The organism is Shinella daejeonensis (assembly GCF_024281235.1).
Lineage (GTDB): Bacteria > Pseudomonadota > Alphaproteobacteria > Rhizobiales > Rhizobiaceae > Shinella > Shinella daejeonensis.
Genome location: NZ_JAHWXY010000001.1, coordinates 1,100,371 through 1,119,753 on the forward strand (window position 1 = coordinate 1,100,371; position 19,383 = coordinate 1,119,753).

Sequence of the window (19,383 nt, forward strand, 5' to 3'; positions counted from 1 at the left end):
TGAATACGTGGCTATCCAATTTGCACATGTCGGAGGCTATGTCATCAAGCCCCCGCGTGCGTGGACCCCGCTGGGGTCCGGTCTATGTGTTCGCGTTCTCTTTCAGCCAAGCGTCGTTCTCGGCCATGGCGTTCTGGTATTCGGCTTCGTCCGCGTCCGTCCATTCCGTCGAGGTTTTCGACTTCCCGCCGAACTTGCCGTGCTTGCCCTTCGCTGCCAGTTCGTTTTCGGCATAGGACTTGTATTTGGCATGGGTGACGGCCTGCGCTTTCGGGGAGAACTTGAACCATTCGTCCCCCCACATTTTGGGATGCGAGGGATGAACCGTCTTCACGGCGTCGGGAATGACCGGGAACAGTTCTAGCAGCTTTGCCCGCTTCCCCGCCTTTGCAGCGGCGATCATCGCATCAACGTCATCATCGTCGGGCGGCGGGGCTATGGGGGCTTTCGGGACTGGTTTCTTAAAGATCAATTTCTTTTTCTTGACCTTCCCATCTTCCCCGGCACTTCCCTTCCCTCCCGTGGGTGCGTGCGCATGCGGGATTAGGTTGGTTGGTGAGGAAGGAGAGGAAGGGAAGGAAGTGATATGTGGCTCCCCGTTTGGTTGCCCCTTCGGTGGCTTCTTCGGGTTCGACTTGGGATGCCCCGTCTGGTTGGTTTTCGCCGGTCGATCATCCCCCAATTTGGCATGATCAGTCGGGCGCATTCCCATGAAGGTGAGCGCAAGACGGGTTGGTCGGATGAACGTCCGAGGCTTGAAGCCCTCCCATGAACCGGGTTGGCGCTCAATCAGCCCGTCCAGTTCCAAGCGGAAGAACTCCAGCTTCATCGCGTTTAGTGGCAGTCCGGATTTCTCCTGCCATTCAGTCTGTGAATAGGCCACCCACTTGCCGGGGAAGCCCCGAAGGGTGGCATTCCGCCCTCGCCACTCGAATATGACGGTATCCAGAAGGTGATAGGCGCGCCGATACTGAACCCGCCATGCGGCGAAGTCCTGCTTGTCGTTCAAAGGATAGGGATGCTTGGGGCGTTGGGTCATAGTTTAACAAGCTATTCAGAATGAGCGGCAAAGCAAATCGACACGCGGTGACACGCAACTGACACGCAACCCCGCGCAAAAACCTACAAAACCGTGGTTTCCGCTGGGGTCGCGTGCTAGAGTTTGCTATCGCCTAGCGTTGTTTTTCTTGTTTTGGGGTGGCGTTGACATCGTAGGGGGCACAGGTTCAATCCCTGTCACGCCCACCATCCGAAGCTCCAATAAAATTAAATCCCTGCGATCACGGGGCTTTTGTTTTGTAGGCCAGCCGACATACGGTTTGGGTAGCGCTTTACCCGCGTATTACACATACATTGAGGCTAGGGTCAGGACTCATTGATCCAGAAGATTACGGTTGCGGCGATGCATATTGCCGAGAAGAAGGTGTGAGCACATCTGTCGTATCGGGTTGCGATGCGACGCCAGTCCTTGAGCTTTGCGAACAGGTTCTCGACGCGATGGCGCTGGCGGTAGAGGGCCTTGTCGTAGGGGAAGGGTATCTTTCTGCTACGGCTTGAAGGGATGCAGGGCTCGATCCCTCTGTCGACCAACGCCTGGCGGAACCAGGCGCTGTCATATTCCCGGTCTGCAATCAGATGCGTCGCTGCGGGCAGGTCATCGAGGACCATGGCGGCACCCTTGTGATCACTGACCTGTCCGGCGCTGAGCTTGAGGATGATCGGCCGACCGGCCTGATCGCATACGGCGTGGAGCTTGGAGTTCAACCCGCCCTTGGTGCGCCCGATATGGCGGGGAACATCCCCTTTTTAAGCAGGCTCGCCGCGGTGCGGTGGGCCTTCAGGTGAGTGGCGTCGATCATGATCCGCTCCGGTCTGGGGCCGACCTGACTGAGCGCGACGAAGATCTTGTCAAACACACCCAATCGGCTCCAGCGCATGAAGCGGTTGTAGAGCGTCTTGTGCGGGCCATAGGCCTTGGGCGCATCCTTCCACTGCAAACCGTTGCGGATCACATAGACGATCCCGCTCACAACCCGCCGGTCATCGACCCGCGGTACGCCGTGTGCCAGCGGAAAGTGCGGCGACAACCGCGCCATCTGAGCTGGGCTCAACAAAAACAAATCACTTATCAGATCCTCCAGGCGAGAATCTGAATCACAAATCAATCCAGATTAATAGGTCCTGACCCTAGGTCGCCGAAGAGCGCACACCTGCGTTCCTGGTCTGCGGCCTCCTGTTCGGCCTGCGCTTGCTGCTATGCAGCGCGCACCTGCATGAAGTTCGCGACGGCGTTTCCGGCCGTCGGCGGGGCGAACTGAGACGCCTGTGCATTAGCCAGATAATCACCGAGCGTCGGGGCAACTCTGGACGTCTGGACCACATTCGCGAGGACGCCGCCAGTCGCGCCGGCGCGTCCGGCCACGATGGTAGAAGGCATTGCGCCAGGGACCGGCTGCGGCAGTTGCCTGTCGCGCAGGCCCAGCCACTCAAAGTGCATGGCATCCGGCCGTCGCCAATTCCCACCCCACTCCAGACCGTTCTTGGCCGCGAGCTCAGCGACGTTCGGCGGCAGGTCGGTGACGACCTTCGCGCCGCGTGAAAGCAGCGGGTTGTTCGCCGCGCCGATATCGATGGCCGTGCCGAATGCGTGCTGGCTCAACGAACTGCCGCCGCGGATGTTGCGGTAGTTGAAGCGGCCGCTCGACGTCGGGTTATAGCCGGCCGCTATAAGGTCGCCGAACACACCCTCAAATGCCTTGGCGGCGTCCCGGTGAACGCGCCACTTCTGGCCGTTCTTGGCGGTGACGTCGACGAGGTGCTGGCTCTGCCAGTCCGGCGCGGACGGATCGCCTTGACGCGCGGATCGTCGCCAGCCTCGCGCAGGATCGCGTTCATGTCGTCGAGACCGTCGGCCTGAACGAACCGGCCGCTGACCGGGTTGTCGTTCATCTCGTAGCCGCCACCCTCACGCTTGCGGAGCGTCTCGGCGGCCTTGTTGATGTGGGTGCGGATCAGCAGGTACACCGCCAGCGCGACGGCTCCTGCGACCAGCACCATCAGCGCCCACGCGCCGAGCTGGTCGAGATTTTCCTGTCCGACCGGGAGCACAGTCGAACTGCCGCTCGCTCCGCCGCCTGCGGCCTGCGGCCTGCCTGGCAGACTTGCTGTTGGCGGCCTTGGCTTCCTGGTTCAGGGCGTCCTTGACCTGCGCTGGCGTTGAGCTCGCCATCGCCCATGCGACGGCCTTCGCCTCGATGCCAGCAATCCGGCTCGCCCAGCCCTTGCCGAACGTCGCCCAGGTCTTCAGAGCCTGGTAGCTGGTTAGCCAGCGCGCGCAGAGCTTCTTGACGGTGTTGACGTTGGAGCCGCCGATCACCTTCAGAAGCTGCTTGGGGGCCGTCGCGGGGCCGGAATTGACGCCGTAATCGAAGGTCGCGAGATCGACGCCGGCCGCCAGCGTGTCGCCCCTGATGGGGGCCCGATAATCCGCGCGATAGATCTCCTCGACCATCGGCTGAGAGATGTTTTCAGGTCCTGCTTGGTCGCCTACGGCACCAGCGCCGGAACGTCGCCAGTGTGATGCCCTTCATGGTCGCGCCGCCGGGATCTTTCGGATGATCCGCCCAGCCACCTTCCCATTTCAGCGTCTCGTTCAAGCAAGCCACGAAATTCAATGCGGTCATGTCGCGCGCCTTGGTTTATTGGTCGTTATTTCATATACTTCATATGCCGAAGCAGCAACTAGAGCTCGTCTTTTCCACGCACTATCAACCCGGTCATGGCCGTTTGCTTTCGCAGTAGTTCAGGTTATGAGAGGGGGGAAATCAATTAGGAGGGACAGAATGCAAGAACTCAACAACGACAAGCTGTCTGAAGTCGTCCTGTCGAACCAAATCGCCGCATGGTTCTCGGGTATCCATCATGAGATAGATTTCTGGAACCGCTACATCGCCGACCGGGGCGGGAAATGGCGGAGTGAATTTGATGCTCGGCTCGACAGCAGGGCTGAAAACCCAGAATGGGTCATGAAGTTTCTGGGATTGTCTAACGCCGCGAATATGCGTGTCCTTGATGTTGGCTCCGGCCCACTTACTTCGCTATTTCCCAATTTTAGAGGCGCGCGCATGCGCGTAACGGCTGTTGATCCGCTCGCGCCACTATACAATGCGGCGCTCGACCGGAACGGAATAACGCCTGTTACTCGGACGGAACAAGGGTTCGCAGAAGATCTCACCGCCGTCTTCGATAGCGATACTTTCGATGCCGTACATTGCAGAAATGCGCTTGATCACTCATTCGACCCGATGCGTGGGATCTGGCAAATGCTTGGCGTGTTAAAGACCGGCTCCAACATTTTCCTTTCCCATTTCCGTAACGAAGCCGAAGAGGCAAATTACGCGGGATTCCACCAGTGGAATTTCGATGAAATTGACGGAAGGTTCGTCATATGGAACAGGCAAAATCGGATCGATGTCGCAAACGCTCTCAGTGAGCATGCTGATGTATTGGTCGGAGCCAACGCAGACGCATTGCAGGTTTCGATCCGCAAGAAACGCCCGATTGACTCGGCAAGTCCTCAGATTTATCGCCGCCGGGTCCAAGAACTTTTGGGCTCCTTCGTGATGGCGGCGGCTGGAGCTAAAGCGACAACCGTAGGATGATTTTCCACTCCTTACGGCACCACCTTTACAGTCCCTGTATCGTTCCAAAGATCGCCACTCGACAGGCCTGACGTTGATGTAGGAAGGCCAGAAAGGCGTATGTTCTGGGCGTAGATTTTGCGGACGCGCGACGTAGTAGTGCCAATGTCATAAGTGTTGTCTGCCCCGGATACATACAGGTCGTATTCCAACCCCACACCTGCGTAAGGGCGCGCCGCCGATACGGAGATACATGAGCCAATCGCCAGTAACGTTGCTCCCTGAAGGGCTTCTGTTGCGGGCCAACAGCGAGGCGACTTCGATTGCAGCGCCGCCATTCGGCGGGACGGCCATGCCTGAGAACTTCGCAGCCGATGAGAAGTCGCCAACGCCTGCCGGGGTCTCGACAGTCCCGCCAACACTCATGCGTGCAAATACCAGCGTGCCAGTAGAAATCACGACGTTGTAAGCGTTGCCGTTCCTAGCCACGGCCCTTTCTGTACCGGCAGGTACTAGCCCACGCGGCGGGCTCGCCTCGCCATCGATTTGGTGAAGTCTAGCAGAACGTTTCCAGCCCCGGCGAGACCGCACAAAATTTCCGCCCCACCTTCCCATTCGATATGCAGTCGTTTCCTGCGCTGCGGTCACAAACTCACCAGCGTCGTCCACCTTCGCGGCGGCCTCATCTCTGGCCGCATTCGCGAACATGCCGCGAAGCTCATCGACAAGGTAGCTTGTCACCGCCTCCGGCTGCTCATCGCGCAGCGCTTGCCGAAGTTCCCCAACAATCTGCCAAAACAGACAGAGCTCTTTTTCCTCGAAATGCGCCTTCACGAAACACCACCCATATACTTTGCGAGGCTCACCGGCTGGCCGCTCTCAAGTTCGGCAATGACCCGACGCATAAGCAGAAGCTGATACCGGCCAGCTCGATTGAACCTATTGACCTGCCGGCGGCCGGTGAAGTCCGCGACAGGTGGCTCCGCACCACTGAGATCCAGCAGTTGCTCAATGCCGCCGGAGAGTGCCGGCGTGGCCCTCGCCTGTCGCGCGTGAAGCGCTTCCTGTGGCTGGCGCTGGAGACGGCCGGTCACAAGTCGGCCATCCTCGAGCTGTCTTGGGATCGCGTCGACTTCGAAACGAACGTGATCGAGCTCAACGTACCGGGCCGCAAGCTCACCAAGAAGCGGCGCGCGGTCGTGCCGATCTCGAAGTCACTCCGGCCGATCCTGCTGCGCGCCTACGAAGAGCGACTCAACAAGAAGTCGCACGACGGTCTGGTGTGCAGCAACCTTGGGGCCATTTGGGCTCCGATCCAGCACGTCGTCATCAGGTCCGGGCTGCCCGGCAAGCGTGCCAAGGTTCCAGCTGGCACGAAGCCGAAGAGCACCGGGATCTCGCCGCACGTCCTGCGCCACACTGCGGCCACGCACATGGCCCGCCGCGGGGTGCCACTCTGGATCATCGCGAAGGTGCTCGGCAACACACTGGCGATGGTCGAGAAAGTCTACGCGAAGCACTGCCCGGACGACCTGCGCCAGGCCGTGGATCAGATTTCAGCCGGTGCGTTGGAGGCCGCCGAGTAGGGTAGCGCATGCAAACAGACGGGGTAGCGCTTGTCGGATTGGTAGTCATTTCCTGCCTACAAACGTAAGACACCGACCGCTGAACGCCGCAGAAATGCTCGATCTCTCGTGTCATACAAATCAGACAGAAGCATACAGTCTGTATTGACATCGTAGGGGTCACAGGTTCAATCCCTGTCACGCCCACCATCCGATCCAATCACTTGAAATCCATCGACGAAACGCCCGTCAGGTTCGATCGCGTTCGTGAATTCAGGCGGGCGAGGGAACGTTCTCTTCCTGGTCGCATTTGCTCCTCACAGGAGGACTTGCATCATGGCGAACCACCCGAAGAACACCCCTTCCGAAACTCCGGATTCCGACGTCGAGGATCCGCATCCGGGCAGCGTCTCGCAGCAGAGGCTTCCGGAAGCGGATAAATCGACGTATCATCGCCCGGATGGGGCGGGCGTGGAAGCCGAGACAAAGCGCAAGCAGGCGGAGAAACCGGCGCTCATGCCCGGTGGCGATCCTGCGGGCGCGGCCTGACGAACCGTTCCCTTCGTACAGGAGGAGTTGTCATGGATCGACCCGACAGTGGCCCGACGCTTATTCCGATGCTTGTCGCCGGCCTCGTCCTCATCGTCGCGGGCGGGGTCGTCGTGATGCTGGTCACCTGAGGCAACGTTTGAACGCGTCCCCGGTTGGAAACGCCGCCTGTCTTTCCGCCTCACCGGCGTTGGCAGGAGGATACCAGTCGTCGAATCAAGCGCCGACGCTGAAGCCGATACGCCAATCCGGAACGGAAAGCGCGCAGAGCATCAGCCACAGGACTACGAACAGCCAGGGCAGGACATTCAACTTGTCATAGTTCGGATCGGCCATCGGGACATTCTTCATCCACGGGCGAACGCTGCGGATATGGTGATCCAGAGCCCGGTAGTAACCGGTATAGGGGGAGTCCGGATCGCTGAGGAGATAGGTTCTCTTCAGATGCAGGACGCCGAAGATAAGCCGCCGGTTCATACGCCAGCAATAGAGGCTGACCAATATCGCCACCGCGCCGATGCAAAGCTGATAGGAAAGGCCTTTCCCGCCTTCCAGATCCGCCACAACGAAAAAAGCGGCGACGAAGATCGATTCCATGATCAGCATCGCATTTATCCGATGGTGCAGCAGAGCATCGGCATCCTTGTGAATTTCCCAGGCAAACACCTGCTCGGGCGGCATGAGGCTCTCCCTGACGATCTGTCCGGCCGATTGAAGAGCATTCTCGAACCGCTGTCCATGCGCGTTTGAGGGGGTTCCCCGACCCGCAGGGCGGGAACCTTCCCGAAACTTCACTGTCTCACGGAAATGGCGCACGACAGGAAACATTCGATCGGGGGAACGACCCGCCCGCCGGTTTTTCAATCGGCGTGGCGATATCTGTGCGAATCCCGCCGTCGGGCAGGACACAGGCCCGTCAGTCGAGCGGCATCTGGAAGGAACTGCTGGCTTCCGGACGGGCGTAGGTGGTGTTGTCGCCGGCGGTGGTCGTGCAGCCGGCAAGAGCGAGCACGACGAAGGCGACGGTGGTCAGGCCGGTGATGAGGCGCATGGTTCTCTCCTGTGAGATTTGCTTGCAACACATAGGACGGCGACGCCCGCGCGTCCACCGGAAGACACCGGCAACGAGCCACTGATTCGCCATATTCGGACACTTTTCCCCCGCCTGCCGCGCCGGCGGCGTCCCGCTTTTCCACAGGCCCGGAAATGACCGTCCCGTTCTGGCGCGTCGCGCCGGCCACGCGCGCCCGGCGGACCGGGAAGACTGCGAAAAACCGGCATCCGTCGGCAACCTTTCGTTAACCATGAGCCGTGCCGCAGCCTCGCCGACGATCGTTCCCGGCCCTAGACTCTCACCATCGACCCGGACGTCATGAAGGCGGCCGGGATGAGGAGGTGACATGATGTCGAAACACGACCCCCGCCGCCCTGCCGGCGATGATGGCCCGTTGCCGCGCGAGCGCCTGCTGCGCGCCATCGTCGATATCGATCGGCAACTGGCGGAATACCGACGGACGTCCAGCGCCGTCCCGCTTGATCTGCATCGGGCCAAACGCATCCTGAAAGCTGCGCTCCGGCGCTGCGGCCAGCCTTTCCACCCTCCCTTCGCGTCATGAGGGGATGTACGCGCGACCGGCCAACTCTCCTCCCACCGGTTGCGCGGAGGACCCGGCTGGCGACACGAGGCGCTGCCGGGTCCTCGAACTTCGCCAGCCCCCGCGTCGGGGAAGGGCCGGAACCTTTCGGACCGGATCAGACCTTGACCCAGGCTCCGTTCCTCTTCGAGGACTGCACGCAGGCCTCGACGAAGACCATGCCCTTGAGCCCGTCGTCCAGCGTCGGATAGACGACGGCCGGATCGGCCGGAACGCCGGCGCGGCGGGCGAAGATGGCGCGGGCCGCCTCGGCATAGATATTGGCGAAGCCTTCCAGATAGCCTTCCGGGTGACCGGCGGGAATGCGGCTCATGCGCATCGCGGCGGCGCCCGTTCCGACGCCGTTGCGCGTCAACAGGCGCTTCGGCTCGCCAAATGGCGTATACCAGAGATAGTTCGGATCGGCCTGGACCCAGTCGAGGCTCCCCTTGGCGCCATAGACACGCACGCGCAGGCCGTTTTCGTGGCCGGGAGCGATCTGGCTACACCAGAGCATGCCCTTCGCGCGAACGCCGTCCTTCTCCTTGAAGCGCAGCATGACATGCGCATTATCGTCTAGCCGGCGGCCGGCGACGAAGCTGTCGAGATCGGCGGCAAGCTCCACCAGTTCCAGCCCGGAAACGAAGCAGGCGAGATTATACGCATGGGTGCCGATATCGCCGGTCGACCCGCCCGCACCGGACTTTGCCGGATCGGTGCGCCAGGCCGCCTGCTTGTTGCCGCTCGCCTCGATATCCTCGGTCAGCCAATCCTGTGGATATTCCACCTGCACCATGCGGATGGGACCGAGTTCGCCCTTGAGCACCATGTCGCGGGCCTGCCGCACCATGGGATAGCCGGTGTAATTGTGGGTGAGCACGAAAAGGGCCTCGCTTTCGTCGGCGGCCTTCTTCAGCTTTCGGGCATCGGCAAGCGTCGAGGTCAGCGGCTTGTCGCAGATGACATGGATGCCGCGCTTCAGGAATTCCCGCGCGGCCTCGTAATGCAGATGGTTCGGCGTCACGATCGCCACCGCCTCGATACCGTTCTTCAACCGGGCTTCGCGGATCGCCATTTCCTTGAAGTTACGGTAGCTGCGCGTCGGATCCAGCCCCAGTTGGCGCGCTGATTCCAGCGCCTTTTCCGGCGAGGACGAAAGCGCGCCCGCCACCAGTTCATAATGATCGTCCAGACGCGCGGCATAGCGGTGGACCGCACCGATGAAGGCGCCAGATCCGCCGCCGACCATCCCGAGCCTGATACGCCGCTCGTGCGGCTGCGTTGCGCTTCCTTCGATTGCCATCGTCTTCTCCCTGGAATGTTGTCTTGAGCCTCCCGCCCGCCCCCGGCCCTTCCCCGGCGGGAAGGCGGACCGGTCCGGCCTCCTTGCCGGCGGCGGAAAGCGGGTCGGGCAGGCGCCCGGCGTCAAAGGCCAAGCATGCGCCGGTTGGCGGCCTCGTCCGTGCCGCTGTCGGCAAAATCGTCAAAAGCCTTGTCCGTCACGCGAATGATATGCGCCTTGACGAATTCCGCCCCCTCGCGCGCGCCGTCTTCCGGATGCTTCAGCGCGCACTCCCATTCGACCACGGCCCAGCCGGCGAAATCATTGGCCGCCATCCTGGAAAAGACCGCGCCGAAATCGACCTGCCCGTCACCGGGCGAGCGGAAGCGGCCGGCCCGGTTCACCCAGCTCTGGAAACCGCCGTAGACGCCCTGCCGGCCGGTCGGGTTGAATTCCGCATCCTTCACATGGAACATGCGGATACGGTCCCGGTAGATGTCGATATTGTCCAGATAGTCGAGGCATTGCAGCACATAGTGCGAGGGGTCGTAGAGCATGCAGGCGCGTGGGTGATTGCCGGTGCGCTCCAGGAACATCTCATAGCTGACGCCATCGTGCAGGTCTTCGCCCGGATGGATCTCGTAGCAGATATCGACGCCGCAATCTTCCGCATGGTCGAGGATCGGCCGCCAGCGGCGGGCCAGTTCGTCGAACGCGGTCTCGACGAGACCGGCCGGACGCTGCGGCCAGGGGTAGAGAAACGGCCAGGCGAGCGCGCCGGAAAAGGCCGCCATGGCGTCCAGCCCGAGATTTCGCGAAGCGCTCAGCGCCAGTTTGACCTGCTCCGTCGCCCATTGCTGGCGGGCCTTCGGATCGCCCCGCACCTCCGGCGCCGCAAAGCCGTCGAAGGCTTCGTCATAGGCAGGGTGCACGGCGACGAGTTGTCCCTGGAGATGGGCGGAAAGCTCGGTGATCTCGACGCCGTTTTCGCGTGCGCGGCCGGCGAACTCGTCGCAATAGGCTTTCGATTCGGCAGCCTTCCGCAAGTCGATGAGGCGCGCGTCCCATGTCGGCACCTGCACGCCCGCATAGCCGATATCGGCGGCCCATTTCGTGATCGAATCCCAGGAATTGAACGGCGCGGCGTCACCGGCGAACTGCGCCAGGAACAGACCCGGTCCCTTGATCGTCTTCATCTGCGGCTTACTCCCATCACAGGCCGCCGCCGTCGTTGCGATACATACGGCAGCGGCCGAACGCTATCGGGCTTTCCCGGACGGAGCAATGCGAAACCACCCCCGACGCGGAAAAAGCCCGGAGCGAACGCTTCAGGCCGTCGCGGCGCGGATCGCCGGATAGAGCCGGCGGAAGCGCCGGTAGGCCTCCTCGTAAGCCGCGGCAAGCGACGGCTCGGGATCGACGGTATCGGCCGTGGCGGGCGGCGTGCAGACGGCGAAGGGATCGGCTCCCGTCGCCGCCACGAGGCCGAGGCGGGCCGCGCCGAAGGCCGCGCCGAAATCGCCGTCGGCCGGCAGGTCGACGGGCAGGCCGAGCGCGGTGGCGATCGCCTTCAGCCAGTAGCGGGAGCGGGACCCCCCGCCGATGGCGGTGACGCGCGACAGGCTGGTCCCGGCCGCCTTCAGCGCCTCCAGACTGTCGCGGATCGAGAAGGCCACGCCTTCGAGAACCGCCTGGGTCAGCACGGCGCGCCCGCTTTCATGGCCGAGTCCCACGAATGCGCCGCGGATCGCCGCATCGTTATGCGGCGTGCGCTCGCCGGAAAGATAGGGCAGGAAGGTGACGCCGGACGGCGCATGCAGGCTTTCGCCGAGTTCCGCCGTCAAGGCCGCGGCGGTCGCCCCGGTGACGCGTGAATGCCAGTTGAGCGCGTCGCTGGCCGACAGGATGACGCCCATCTGGTGCCAGGTGTCCGGAAGCGCATGGCAGAAGGCGTGGACCGCGCTCGCCGGATTCGGCAGGTAGCGGGCATTGGCGGCAAAAAGCACGCCGGACGTCCCGAGCGAGACGAAGGCCGCGCCCTCGCGCACCGTCCCCATGCCACAGGCCGAAGCCGCATTGTCTCCGGCCCCGCCGGCAATCACGACATCCGCGGCAAGGCCCCATTTCGCAGCAAGCCCGGCGCGCAGCACGCCCGCCGGATCGGTGCCCTCCACCAGCCCCGGCATCTGCCGTTCGTCGAGATCCGTGGCGGCGAGAAGATCGGCCGACCACCGCCGGGCGCCGGTGTCGAGCCAGGCGGTGCCCGCCGAATCCGACATGTCCGACAGATGCTCGCCGGTAAGCCAGAGGCGCAGATAATCCTTCGGCAACAGCACGCGCCGCACGGCGGCGAAAATAGCAGGTTCGTTCGCGCGCACCCAGGCAAGCTTCGGCGCGGTGAAGCCCGGAAACACGATATTGCCGGTGATCGCCCGGAACCGCGGGTCGGCGTCGAGCGCGGCGGCTTCGAGATGGCTCCTCGTATCGTTCCACAGTATGCAGGGCCGAAGCACCCGGTCTTGCGCATCGACCAGCGTCGCGCCATGCATATGGCCGGAAAGGCCGATGCCGCGCACGGCAGCGAACGCCGGCCCATGGCTATCCCGCAGGCCGGCAATCGCCTCGTCCGTCGCGCGGATCCAGTCGGCCGGATCCTGCTCCGACCAGCCGGGATGCGGCCGCGCGATTTCGATGGCCCGGCTCGACGCCGAGCCGATCACCTGCTGATCGCCGTCGATCAGCATGGCCTTGACGCTCGAGGTGCCGAGATCGATCCCGAGATACATGGCGTTCACTCCTGTCTGTCCGTTTCAGGCCGTTCGCCCCCATGGGGCGCAAGGCTGACGCGCGCCCGTCCGGCAATGTCGTGAACCGTGGCGCGCCCTCCCCTTCTTCCGGGGTTAGCCATAGAAGAATTCCGGGTGTCCGCAAATCGGAAACTTTCGGGAAGCGTGAAAGCGGCGACGCCCGGCCTCAGTGCCCGCTGCCGCCCCCTGCATCCGGACGGGGCTTGCGGATCGCCAGAACGCAGATGATCAGCACCGTGAACAGGACCGTCAGCAGCAGGAAAATATCGATGAAGGACAGGACATAGGCTTGCTGGCGGACCATGCCGGACAGCTGCCTGATCGCAACCATCGCCCCGTCGAGGCCATAGGCGTCGTAATTGGCCGCCATGTCGTCCAGGCGCTCGACCGCGCCGGGATTGCCCCATTGCACATGTTCGGACAGGCGCAGGTAATGCTCCTGCGTGCGCTGGGTGAGCAGCGTGTTGATAACCGCCAGCCCGACCGCACCGCCGAGATTTCGGGTCAGGTTGAAGAGGCCGGAGGCGCTGCGGATACGATCGGGCGACAGCGTGCCGAGCGCCACATTGTTGATCGGCACCATGCAGATCATCAGCGAAACCCCGCGCAGGATCTGCGGCACCAGCAGTTCGTGGAAATCCCAGTCCGACGTGAGAAAGGTCATGCTCCACGTACCGAGCGCGAAACCGGCGAACCCCATGGCCATCATGACTCGCGGATCGAGCCGTGACGCCAGCGCGCCGGCAAGCGGCGCGGTGAAGAACATGGCAAGCCCCGAGATGAACAGGGTCTCGCCGATCATCAGGGAATCATAGCCGCGGATGTGGGCGAGATAGAGCGGATAGAGATAGGTCAGTCCGTAAAGCCCGATCCCCATGGCGAAGGAGAAGATCGAGCCGAAGGCGAAATTGCGGTTTGTGAAACTGCGCAGGTCCACGACGGGAAACGGCACCCGGAAGGCGCGCCAGAAAAAGACGGCCCCGCCGACCACCACGGCGAGCGTACCCCAGACGATATGCGCGTCGCTGAACCAGTCCTTGTTGTTGCCCTCTTCCAGAACATATTCCAGCGAGCCGAGGAAAACGGCCATGGCGGCAAGACCCCACCAGTCGAAGCGCTTCATCAGGCCGGGTTCCGGCTTGTCGAAATCGATCAGGTTCCAGGTCAGCACCGCCACGATGATGCCGGGGACGACGTTGACCAGAAACAGCCAGTGCCAGGAAAAGGCATGGCTGAGATAGCCGCCGACCGTCGGGCCGATGGTCGGCGCAAGCGTGGCCACGAGCCCGATCATCGGCGAGACGATATTACGCTTCGAAGGCGGGAAGATCGTGAAGGCGGCGGCAAAGACCGACGGGATCATGCCGCCGCCGATGAAACCCTGGATCGCCCGATAGACGATCATCTGATCGATATTGGTAGCGGTCGCCGCAAGCGCGCTCGCCATGGTGAAACCCGCCGCCGAAACGCTGAACAGCACCCGCGTCGACACGATGCGCGCCAGCGTTCCCGACAGCGGGATCATGATGACCTCGGCGATCAGATAGGATGTCTGGACCCAGGCGATTTCATCCGCGCCTGCCCCCAGACCCGCCTGGATTTCCGCAAGCGACGCCGAGACGATCTGGATATCGAGGATCGACATGAACATGCCGAAGACCATCGCCAGGAAAGCGACGACCCGCCGGACGGGCATCTTGTCGACCTGTGGCGGCGCGACCAGCGGCCGGCCTGTTCGTCGAGCGGTGGCGACCATCGCCGGCGCTCCCTGGCTGGAGGAAGGGTCAGTCGAGCGTTGCGGCGAAAGCCGCGCCGCCCGGCGCGGTCCGGCTGTCGACGTCGACGACGACGCTAAGGCCCGCACGCAGCTTTCCGGTTTCCAGCGCATCCTGCGGAATGGCGATCCGCACCGGGACCCGCTGGGTGACCTTGGTGAAATTGCCGGTGGCGTTTTCCGCCGGCAGCAGCGAAAACACGGAACCGGAGGCCGGAGCGATGGATGTGACCGTACCGACGACATCCTCGTCCTCATAGGCGTCGACATGCAGATGCACCTTCGAGCCCGGCACGAGATGGGCGATCTGCGTTTCCTTGAAATTCGCCTCGACGTAGAGCGCCTTCACCGGAACGAGCGCCGCCAGCCGCCGGCCGGCTGAAACGAGGTCGCCGACCTGCACCGAGATATTGCCGATAACGCCGTCATAAGGCGCCCTGAGCACGGTGAAGGACAGATCGCGAACGGCCTTGTCCCGTGCAAGTTCCAGCGTACGGATACCGCTTTCGGCTTCGGCGCGCTGCGCTTGCAGAACCGTGATATTCGCCGTCGCCACCTCGATGCTGGCGTCGGCGCCCGCAAGATTGGCTTTCGCCTGGTCGAGCGCCACGGTCGCGCTGTCGAGCGAGGCGGCGGTGCCGACCTCCTTGGCATTGAGATCCCTTGCCCGCCGGGCAGCGACTTCGGCTCCCTGGAGGGCGGCCTGAAACGCGGTCTTCTGGGCCATGGCCTGTGCGAGTCCCGCACGCGCCCCCGCGATCTGCGCGTCGATACGGTCGAGGGCAAGCGTCTGGGTGGCGATCTGCGCCTCGGCCTGCGCACGGGCAAGCCGGTAATCGCCATCCTCCAGCGTCACCAGCGGGTCGCCCGCCCTGACCGTCTGGTTGGCGATGACATCGACCCTGGCCACATAACCGGAAACCTTCGGGGAGATGGTGGCGATATCGCCCGCGATATAGGCGTCGTCCGTGGAAATCATGAAACGGCCGTCGGTCCACCACTGGTAGCCATACGCGCCGGCAATCGCCAGCAGGACGACGCCCGCCACCGGCAGTAGAAAACGACGGCGGCCCTTGTTCGCAACCTCCGGCACGGCTTCGGCAGCGGGCGCCGGCGCATCAATCTCGGCAGAGAACGGCGCGTCCTCGATTCCCGGCTCGAAATCTTCGTTGACGGGGCGGACCTTCGCCGAGCCGGTGCCATGGGAAGTCGACATGAGCGTGCGCCGTTCCAATAAAGTGAGGATAAGACTGAACCGTTCGGTTCGATTTGACTTAAGGCAGCCTCTCGCGCATATCAAGTAAAATCGAACCAACCGGTTCGAAAACCTTCGCCGGCTGCCCGGCAAACGGAATACGCGGGATGCATATATGACAGGAGGCGGACTTCCAGGCACCGCAGCGGGACGGCGCGCCGCCGGCGAGGACCCCGCCAAGCGGGCGCAAATTCTCGACGGCGCCAAGCGGGTCTTCATGGAGCGCGGCTACGAGGCCGCGAGCATGAATGACGTCACCCGCGCCGCCGGGGTCTCGAAAGGCACCATCTACGTCTACTTCGAGAACAAGGAGGACCTTTTCGGCTCGATGATCGAACGCGAGCGCCAGCGCCTCACCGAAAGGGTCGGCCATGCGCTGGACGGCGGGCGCCCGCTGGCCGAAACGCTCAGGGAATTCGGCATCCTCTTCGCCACCCATATCACGGCGGATGAAACCATCCGCGCCATGCGGATGGTGATTGCCGCCAACCACCGCCTTCCCGCCCTGTGTTCCCGCTTCTTCTCCACCACCCCGATCAATCCGGTGTCGGTGCTGCAACACTATCTGGATGCCCGGATGGCGGCCGGCACGCTCTTCTGCGACGACACGACCCGGGCGGCCAGGCAGTTCATCGACATGACGACCGTCGGCCTGTTCAAGCCGCGACTATTCGGGGCGATGGAGGCTCCGCCGGACACAGCCGAGATCGAACGCAACGTGGCCTCGGCGATCCGTGTCTTCCTCGCGGCCTATGCCGTCCGGCCGGAAAAGGCGCCGGCCGTGGCTTCCTGCGATAACGAATTCGTGAATACGCCGTAAGGCTGCCGCCTGCCGCTTGTCAGCAGACGGCACGAACATACATAGGCTCTCCATTGCCACGCAGAGGATAACCGTATGGACAGCCTTCTTGCCCTTGCGCAAGACCCCGCCGCCTGGATCGCGCTTGTCACGCTTGTCGTGATGGAAATCGTTCTCGGTATCGACAACCTGATCTTCATCTCCATCCTCACGAACAAGCTGCCGCCCGAACACCGGGTCAAGGCTCGCCGCATCGGCATCGGCCTTGCTCTTTTCATGCGGCTGGCGCTGCTCGGGACCATCGCCTGGATCATCAAGCTCACCACGCCGGTCTTCGAGATCTTCGGCCAGGGCTTTTCATGGAAGGACGTGATCCTGATCGCCGGCGGCCTTTTCCTCGTCTGGAAAGCCACCCGGGAGATCCATCATAATGTCGACCCCGCCGAGAAGGGCGAGGACTTCATCGCCAGTTCGGCAACCTCGACGCTTTCGGCCGCCATTGGCCAGATCCTGCTGCTCGACCTCGTGTTCTCCGTCGACAGCATCATCACCGCCGTGGGCATGACGCCCCATCTGCCGATCATGGTGATCGCCGTGGTTACGGCCGTGCTGGTGATGCTGGTCGCCGCAACCCCGCTTGCCGATTTCATCGAGAAGAATCCGACGATCGTCATGCTGGCGCTCGCCTTCCTGCTGATGATCGGCATGACGCTGATCGCCGAGGGCATGGGCGTCCATGTGCCCAAGGGCTATGTCTATGCCGCCATGGCCTTCTCCGCGCTGGTTGAGTTTCTCAATATGCTGTCGCGACGCGCCCGCCGGCGAAAGAGGATCGAGAATCCGTAAGCGCGGAAGGCCGGCGGCACAGGCCGCCGGCCTCTCGAAAACGGATGCAAGGACGGCCGGACGGGTCGGGAGCTCGACTGCCGTTTCGTTGGCCACGGGAGGAAACCGGAAAAACTCCCGTGTTCTCCATCCCCGTCCTGTCCGGTTGACACGGCACGGTCCTGCTTGACAAACCCGCCGTGACGGGGATTGTTCCGATTATCTGTCCGACGGATCACCCGCCGCGCCGTCATCCGGCGGGCGGGCCGGTCGGGGCGGAACCCCTCGACGAAGCAAACCCGCCGGGCAGGCCACCGACCATGACAATGCAGCAGATCCTCGCCTTCGCAGTCATTGCACTGATGATGGGGGCCTTCATCTGGGGACGATTCCGATACGATCTCGTGGCCTGCTGTTCGCTGCTGCTGGCGGTTGCCGTCGGCGTCGTACCCTTCGACAAGGCATTTTCCGGTTTCAGCGACGACATCGTGATCATCGTGGGAAGCGCGCTGATCGTCAGTGCCGCCGTCGCCCGCTCCGGCGTGGTCAACCTCGCCGTGAAGCGGTTTTTCCCCAACCTCACCTCGATGCATACGCAACTGGCGCTGCTGCTTGTCTCCGTCGCGGTCCTTTCGGCCTTCATCAAGAATATCGGCGCCCTCGCCATCATGATGCCACTCGCCTTCCAGTTCGCCCGCAAATCCGGCGCGCCGGTCTCGAAATTCCTGATGCCGATGGCCTTCGCGGCCCTGCTCGGCGGCCTCATGACCCAGATCGGCACCTCGCCCAATATCGTCGTGTCGCGCATGCGCCAGGAAATCGGCGGCGAGAGCTTCACGATGTTCGATTTCACCCCCGTCGGCGCGACACTGACGATCTGCGGCGTGCTGTTCATGCTGCTCTTCAACCGGATCGTGCCGGAGCGCCAGAACCGCAACGCGAGCGTCGAGGAATCGCTGGAAGCGGCGGCCTATTCGTCGGATGCGACGGTCGGCGAAAACTCTGCGGCGATCGGCAAGTCGCTGAACGATGTGCTCAGGCACGGCGACGGCGACGTGATCGCCACCGCCATCGTCCGCGGCCACGTCCATATCGCGCCGCTGCCCGACGTCCGGCTGGCGGCCGGCGATACGGTGCTGATGGAAGGCACGGCCGGCGCGCTGGACAGGGTGGTCTCGCTCGCCGGCCTCACCCTTACCGGCAATCCGATCCGCGCCAGCGGCGGCGAGGAAGGCGAGATCAGCGCCATCGAGGCCGTCGTCACCAAGGATTCCCGGCTCATCGATATTTCCGCACGCAGCATCGCGCTGTTTCATTCCTATGGCATCAACCTTCTGGCTGTCAGCCGGCAGGGCGAGCGCCTGCGTGAAAAGCTCTCGGCCGTGCGCCTGCGCCCCGGCGACGTGATCGTGCTCCAGGGCAACAATCGTGCGCTGCCGACGCTTCTGCCGGAACTCGGCCTGCTGCCGCTCGCCCAGCGCGAGATCCTGCTCGGCGCGCCACGCCGCGCGCTGATCCCGGTTCTCGTGCTTCTCGCCGCCATGGCGTCCACCGCTCTCGGCATCGTGCCGGTGGCGACCGGCTTCTTCGCCGCCGCCGTGGCGATGGTGGTGTTCCGCGCCGTACCGCGGCGGGAGATCTATACGGCGCTGGACGGGCCTATCCTCGTCATGCTTGCCGCGCTCATTCCGGTTTCCGACAGTCTGCGCACGACCGGCGCAAGCGAACTCATCGCCGCCTGGCTCGGGGATATCGCCGCCCATCTGCCGCCGTTCGGCGCACTCGGCCTGATCCTGCTGACCGCGATGGCGGTGACGCCCTTTCTCAACAACGCCGCGACCGTTCTCGTCATGGCCCCGATCGCCGCCAGTTTCGCAAGCACCCTCGGCTATCGGCCCGAAGCCTTCCTGATGGCCGTGGCGATCGGCGCGGGCTGCGACTTCCTCACCCCCGTCGGCCACCAGTGCAACACGCTGGTGATGGGTCCCGGCGGCTACAGGTTCGCGGATTATCCGCGCGTCGGACTGCCGCTTTCCCTGCTGATCGTCCTGGTGGCCGTGCCCGCCCTCCTCTGGGTCTGGCCGCTGCAATAGGCCACTCGACTTTCCCTTGACGCGCCGGGCCGAATGTGGTCTCAACCCTGCCCGACAGGGAACCCGTTCCGCCGCGTTTTTCTGCGGGAAACCGGGCTTTCCTCCTGATTTTCCCGCTCACGACGCCGGCTATCCTCGGCGCGGAGCTTGCAGACACGTC

The 19,383-nt window shown here is 63.1% G+C and carries 20 protein-coding genes; 6 read left to right on the forward strand and 14 right to left on the reverse strand.

Annotated features, from left to right (window positions below; all coding sequences use genetic code 11):
* Positions 1 to 82: 82 nt before the first annotated feature.
* From KYK29_RS05305 to KYK29_RS05330, 6 genes are all read right to left on the reverse strand, one after another.
* Positions 83 to 1,009 carry a hypothetical protein gene (locus KYK29_RS05305; protein ID WP_254689791.1) on the reverse strand — a complete coding sequence of 309 codons (927 nt, stop codon included), beginning with the start codon at positions 1,007 to 1,009 and terminating at the stop codon, positions 83 to 85.
* A 356-nt stretch (positions 1,010 to 1,365) separates the two neighbouring features.
* A protein-coding gene (locus KYK29_RS05310) for an IS5 family transposase (protein ID WP_254690085.1) occupies positions 1,366 to 2,129 on the reverse strand; the annotation gives its coding sequence in 2 pieces (ribosomal slippage) (positions 1,366 to 1,796 and positions 1,796 to 2,129; 765 coding nt in all).
* A 125-nt stretch (positions 2,130 to 2,254) separates the two neighbouring features.
* A complete protein-coding gene (locus KYK29_RS05315) occupies positions 2,255 to 2,743 on the reverse strand; it encodes a M15 family metallopeptidase (RefSeq protein WP_254689792.1) in 489 nt (162 codons plus the stop codon).
* Positions 2,725 to 3,024 (reverse strand): ParB N-terminal domain-containing protein, encoded by a 300-nt coding sequence (locus tag KYK29_RS05320; RefSeq protein WP_254689793.1) that lies wholly within the window; start codon positions 3,022 to 3,024, stop codon positions 2,725 to 2,727. Before KYK29_RS05320 ends, KYK29_RS05315 begins: the two co-directional genes overlap by 19 nt.
* Complete coding sequence (locus KYK29_RS05325) at positions 2,966 to 3,511, reverse strand: glycosyl hydrolase 108 family protein (RefSeq protein WP_254689794.1); 546 nt, start codon at positions 3,509 to 3,511, stop codon at positions 2,966 to 2,968. The genes KYK29_RS05320 and KYK29_RS05325 overlap by 59 nt, the downstream gene beginning before the upstream one ends.
* Before the next feature lie 16 nt (positions 3,512 to 3,527).
* Complete coding sequence (locus KYK29_RS05330) at positions 3,528 to 3,683, reverse strand: glycosyl hydrolase 108 family protein (RefSeq protein WP_254689795.1); 156 nt, start codon at positions 3,681 to 3,683, stop codon at positions 3,528 to 3,530.
* A 159-nt stretch (positions 3,684 to 3,842) separates the two neighbouring features.
* Between KYK29_RS05330 and KYK29_RS05335 the strand changes: the two genes are divergently transcribed.
* From KYK29_RS05335 to KYK29_RS05345, 3 genes are all read left to right on the forward strand, one after another.
* Positions 3,843 to 4,661, forward strand: a complete 819-nt coding sequence (locus KYK29_RS05335) for a class I SAM-dependent methyltransferase (RefSeq protein WP_254689796.1) — start codon at positions 3,843 to 3,845, stop codon at positions 4,659 to 4,661.
* Positions 4,662 to 5,374: 713 nt separating this feature from the next.
* On the forward strand, positions 5,375 to 6,226 hold the full coding sequence (locus tag KYK29_RS05340; protein ID WP_254689797.1) for a tyrosine-type recombinase/integrase: 852 nt from the start codon (positions 5,375 to 5,377) through the stop codon (positions 6,224 to 6,226).
* A gap of 315 nt (positions 6,227 to 6,541) precedes the next feature.
* Complete coding sequence (locus tag KYK29_RS05345) at positions 6,542 to 6,754, forward strand: hypothetical protein (RefSeq protein WP_254689798.1); 213 nt, start codon at positions 6,542 to 6,544, stop codon at positions 6,752 to 6,754.
* Positions 6,755 to 6,970: 216 nt separating this feature from the next.
* On the opposite strand, the gene KYK29_RS05350 is transcribed toward KYK29_RS05345, so the two are convergent.
* From KYK29_RS05350 to KYK29_RS05380, 8 genes are all read right to left on the reverse strand, one after another.
* Positions 6,971 to 7,435, reverse strand: a complete 465-nt coding sequence (locus KYK29_RS05350) for a hypothetical protein (RefSeq protein ID WP_254689799.1) — start codon at positions 7,433 to 7,435, stop codon at positions 6,971 to 6,973.
* 235 nt (positions 7,436 to 7,670) lie between these two features.
* Positions 7,671 to 7,805 (reverse strand): hypothetical protein, encoded by a 135-nt coding sequence (locus KYK29_RS22455; RefSeq protein ID WP_302795389.1) that lies wholly within the window; start codon positions 7,803 to 7,805, stop codon positions 7,671 to 7,673.
* Between the two features lie 319 nt (positions 7,806 to 8,124).
* The gene (locus KYK29_RS05355; RefSeq protein WP_254689800.1) at positions 8,125 to 8,352 is read right to left on the reverse strand and encodes a hypothetical protein; all 228 of its coding nucleotides are present in this window, start codon (positions 8,350 to 8,352) and stop codon (positions 8,125 to 8,127) included.
* 154 nt (positions 8,353 to 8,506) lie between these two features.
* Entirely contained in the window at positions 8,507 to 9,691 is a 1,185-nt protein-coding gene (locus KYK29_RS05360) for a Gfo/Idh/MocA family protein (protein ID WP_254689801.1), read from the reverse strand.
* A 122-nt stretch (positions 9,692 to 9,813) separates the two neighbouring features.
* Positions 9,814 to 10,866 (reverse strand): sugar phosphate isomerase/epimerase family protein, encoded by a 1,053-nt coding sequence (locus KYK29_RS05365; protein WP_254689802.1) that lies wholly within the window; start codon positions 10,864 to 10,866, stop codon positions 9,814 to 9,816.
* Positions 10,867 to 10,998: 132 nt separating this feature from the next.
* A complete protein-coding gene (gene xylB, locus KYK29_RS05370; protein WP_254689803.1) occupies positions 10,999 to 12,456 on the reverse strand; it encodes a xylulokinase in 1,458 nt (485 codons plus the stop codon).
* Between the two features lie 187 nt (positions 12,457 to 12,643).
* Positions 12,644 to 14,233, reverse strand: a complete 1,590-nt coding sequence (locus KYK29_RS05375; protein WP_437437217.1) for a DHA2 family efflux MFS transporter permease subunit — start codon at positions 14,231 to 14,233, stop codon at positions 12,644 to 12,646.
* 28 nt (positions 14,234 to 14,261) lie between these two features.
* Positions 14,262 to 15,467 carry an HlyD family secretion protein gene (locus tag KYK29_RS05380; protein WP_254689804.1) on the reverse strand — a complete coding sequence of 402 codons (1,206 nt, stop codon included), beginning with the start codon at positions 15,465 to 15,467 and terminating at the stop codon, positions 14,262 to 14,264.
* A 154-nt stretch (positions 15,468 to 15,621) separates the two neighbouring features.
* Between KYK29_RS05380 and KYK29_RS05385 the strand changes: the two genes are divergently transcribed.
* The 3 genes from KYK29_RS05385 (at position 15,622) to KYK29_RS05395 (ending at position 19,223) form a co-directional block, all read left to right on the forward strand.
* Positions 15,622 to 16,326 (forward strand): TetR/AcrR family transcriptional regulator, encoded by a 705-nt coding sequence (locus KYK29_RS05385; RefSeq protein ID WP_254689805.1) that lies wholly within the window; start codon positions 15,622 to 15,624, stop codon positions 16,324 to 16,326.
* Between the two features lie 75 nt (positions 16,327 to 16,401).
* A complete protein-coding gene (locus tag KYK29_RS05390; RefSeq protein ID WP_254689806.1) occupies positions 16,402 to 17,151 on the forward strand; it encodes a TerC family protein in 750 nt (249 codons plus the stop codon).
* Positions 17,152 to 17,450: 299 nt separating this feature from the next.
* Positions 17,451 to 19,223, forward strand: a complete 1,773-nt coding sequence (locus KYK29_RS05395) for an SLC13 family permease (protein ID WP_254689807.1) — start codon at positions 17,451 to 17,453, stop codon at positions 19,221 to 19,223.
* Positions 19,224 to 19,383 lie beyond the last annotated feature (160 nt).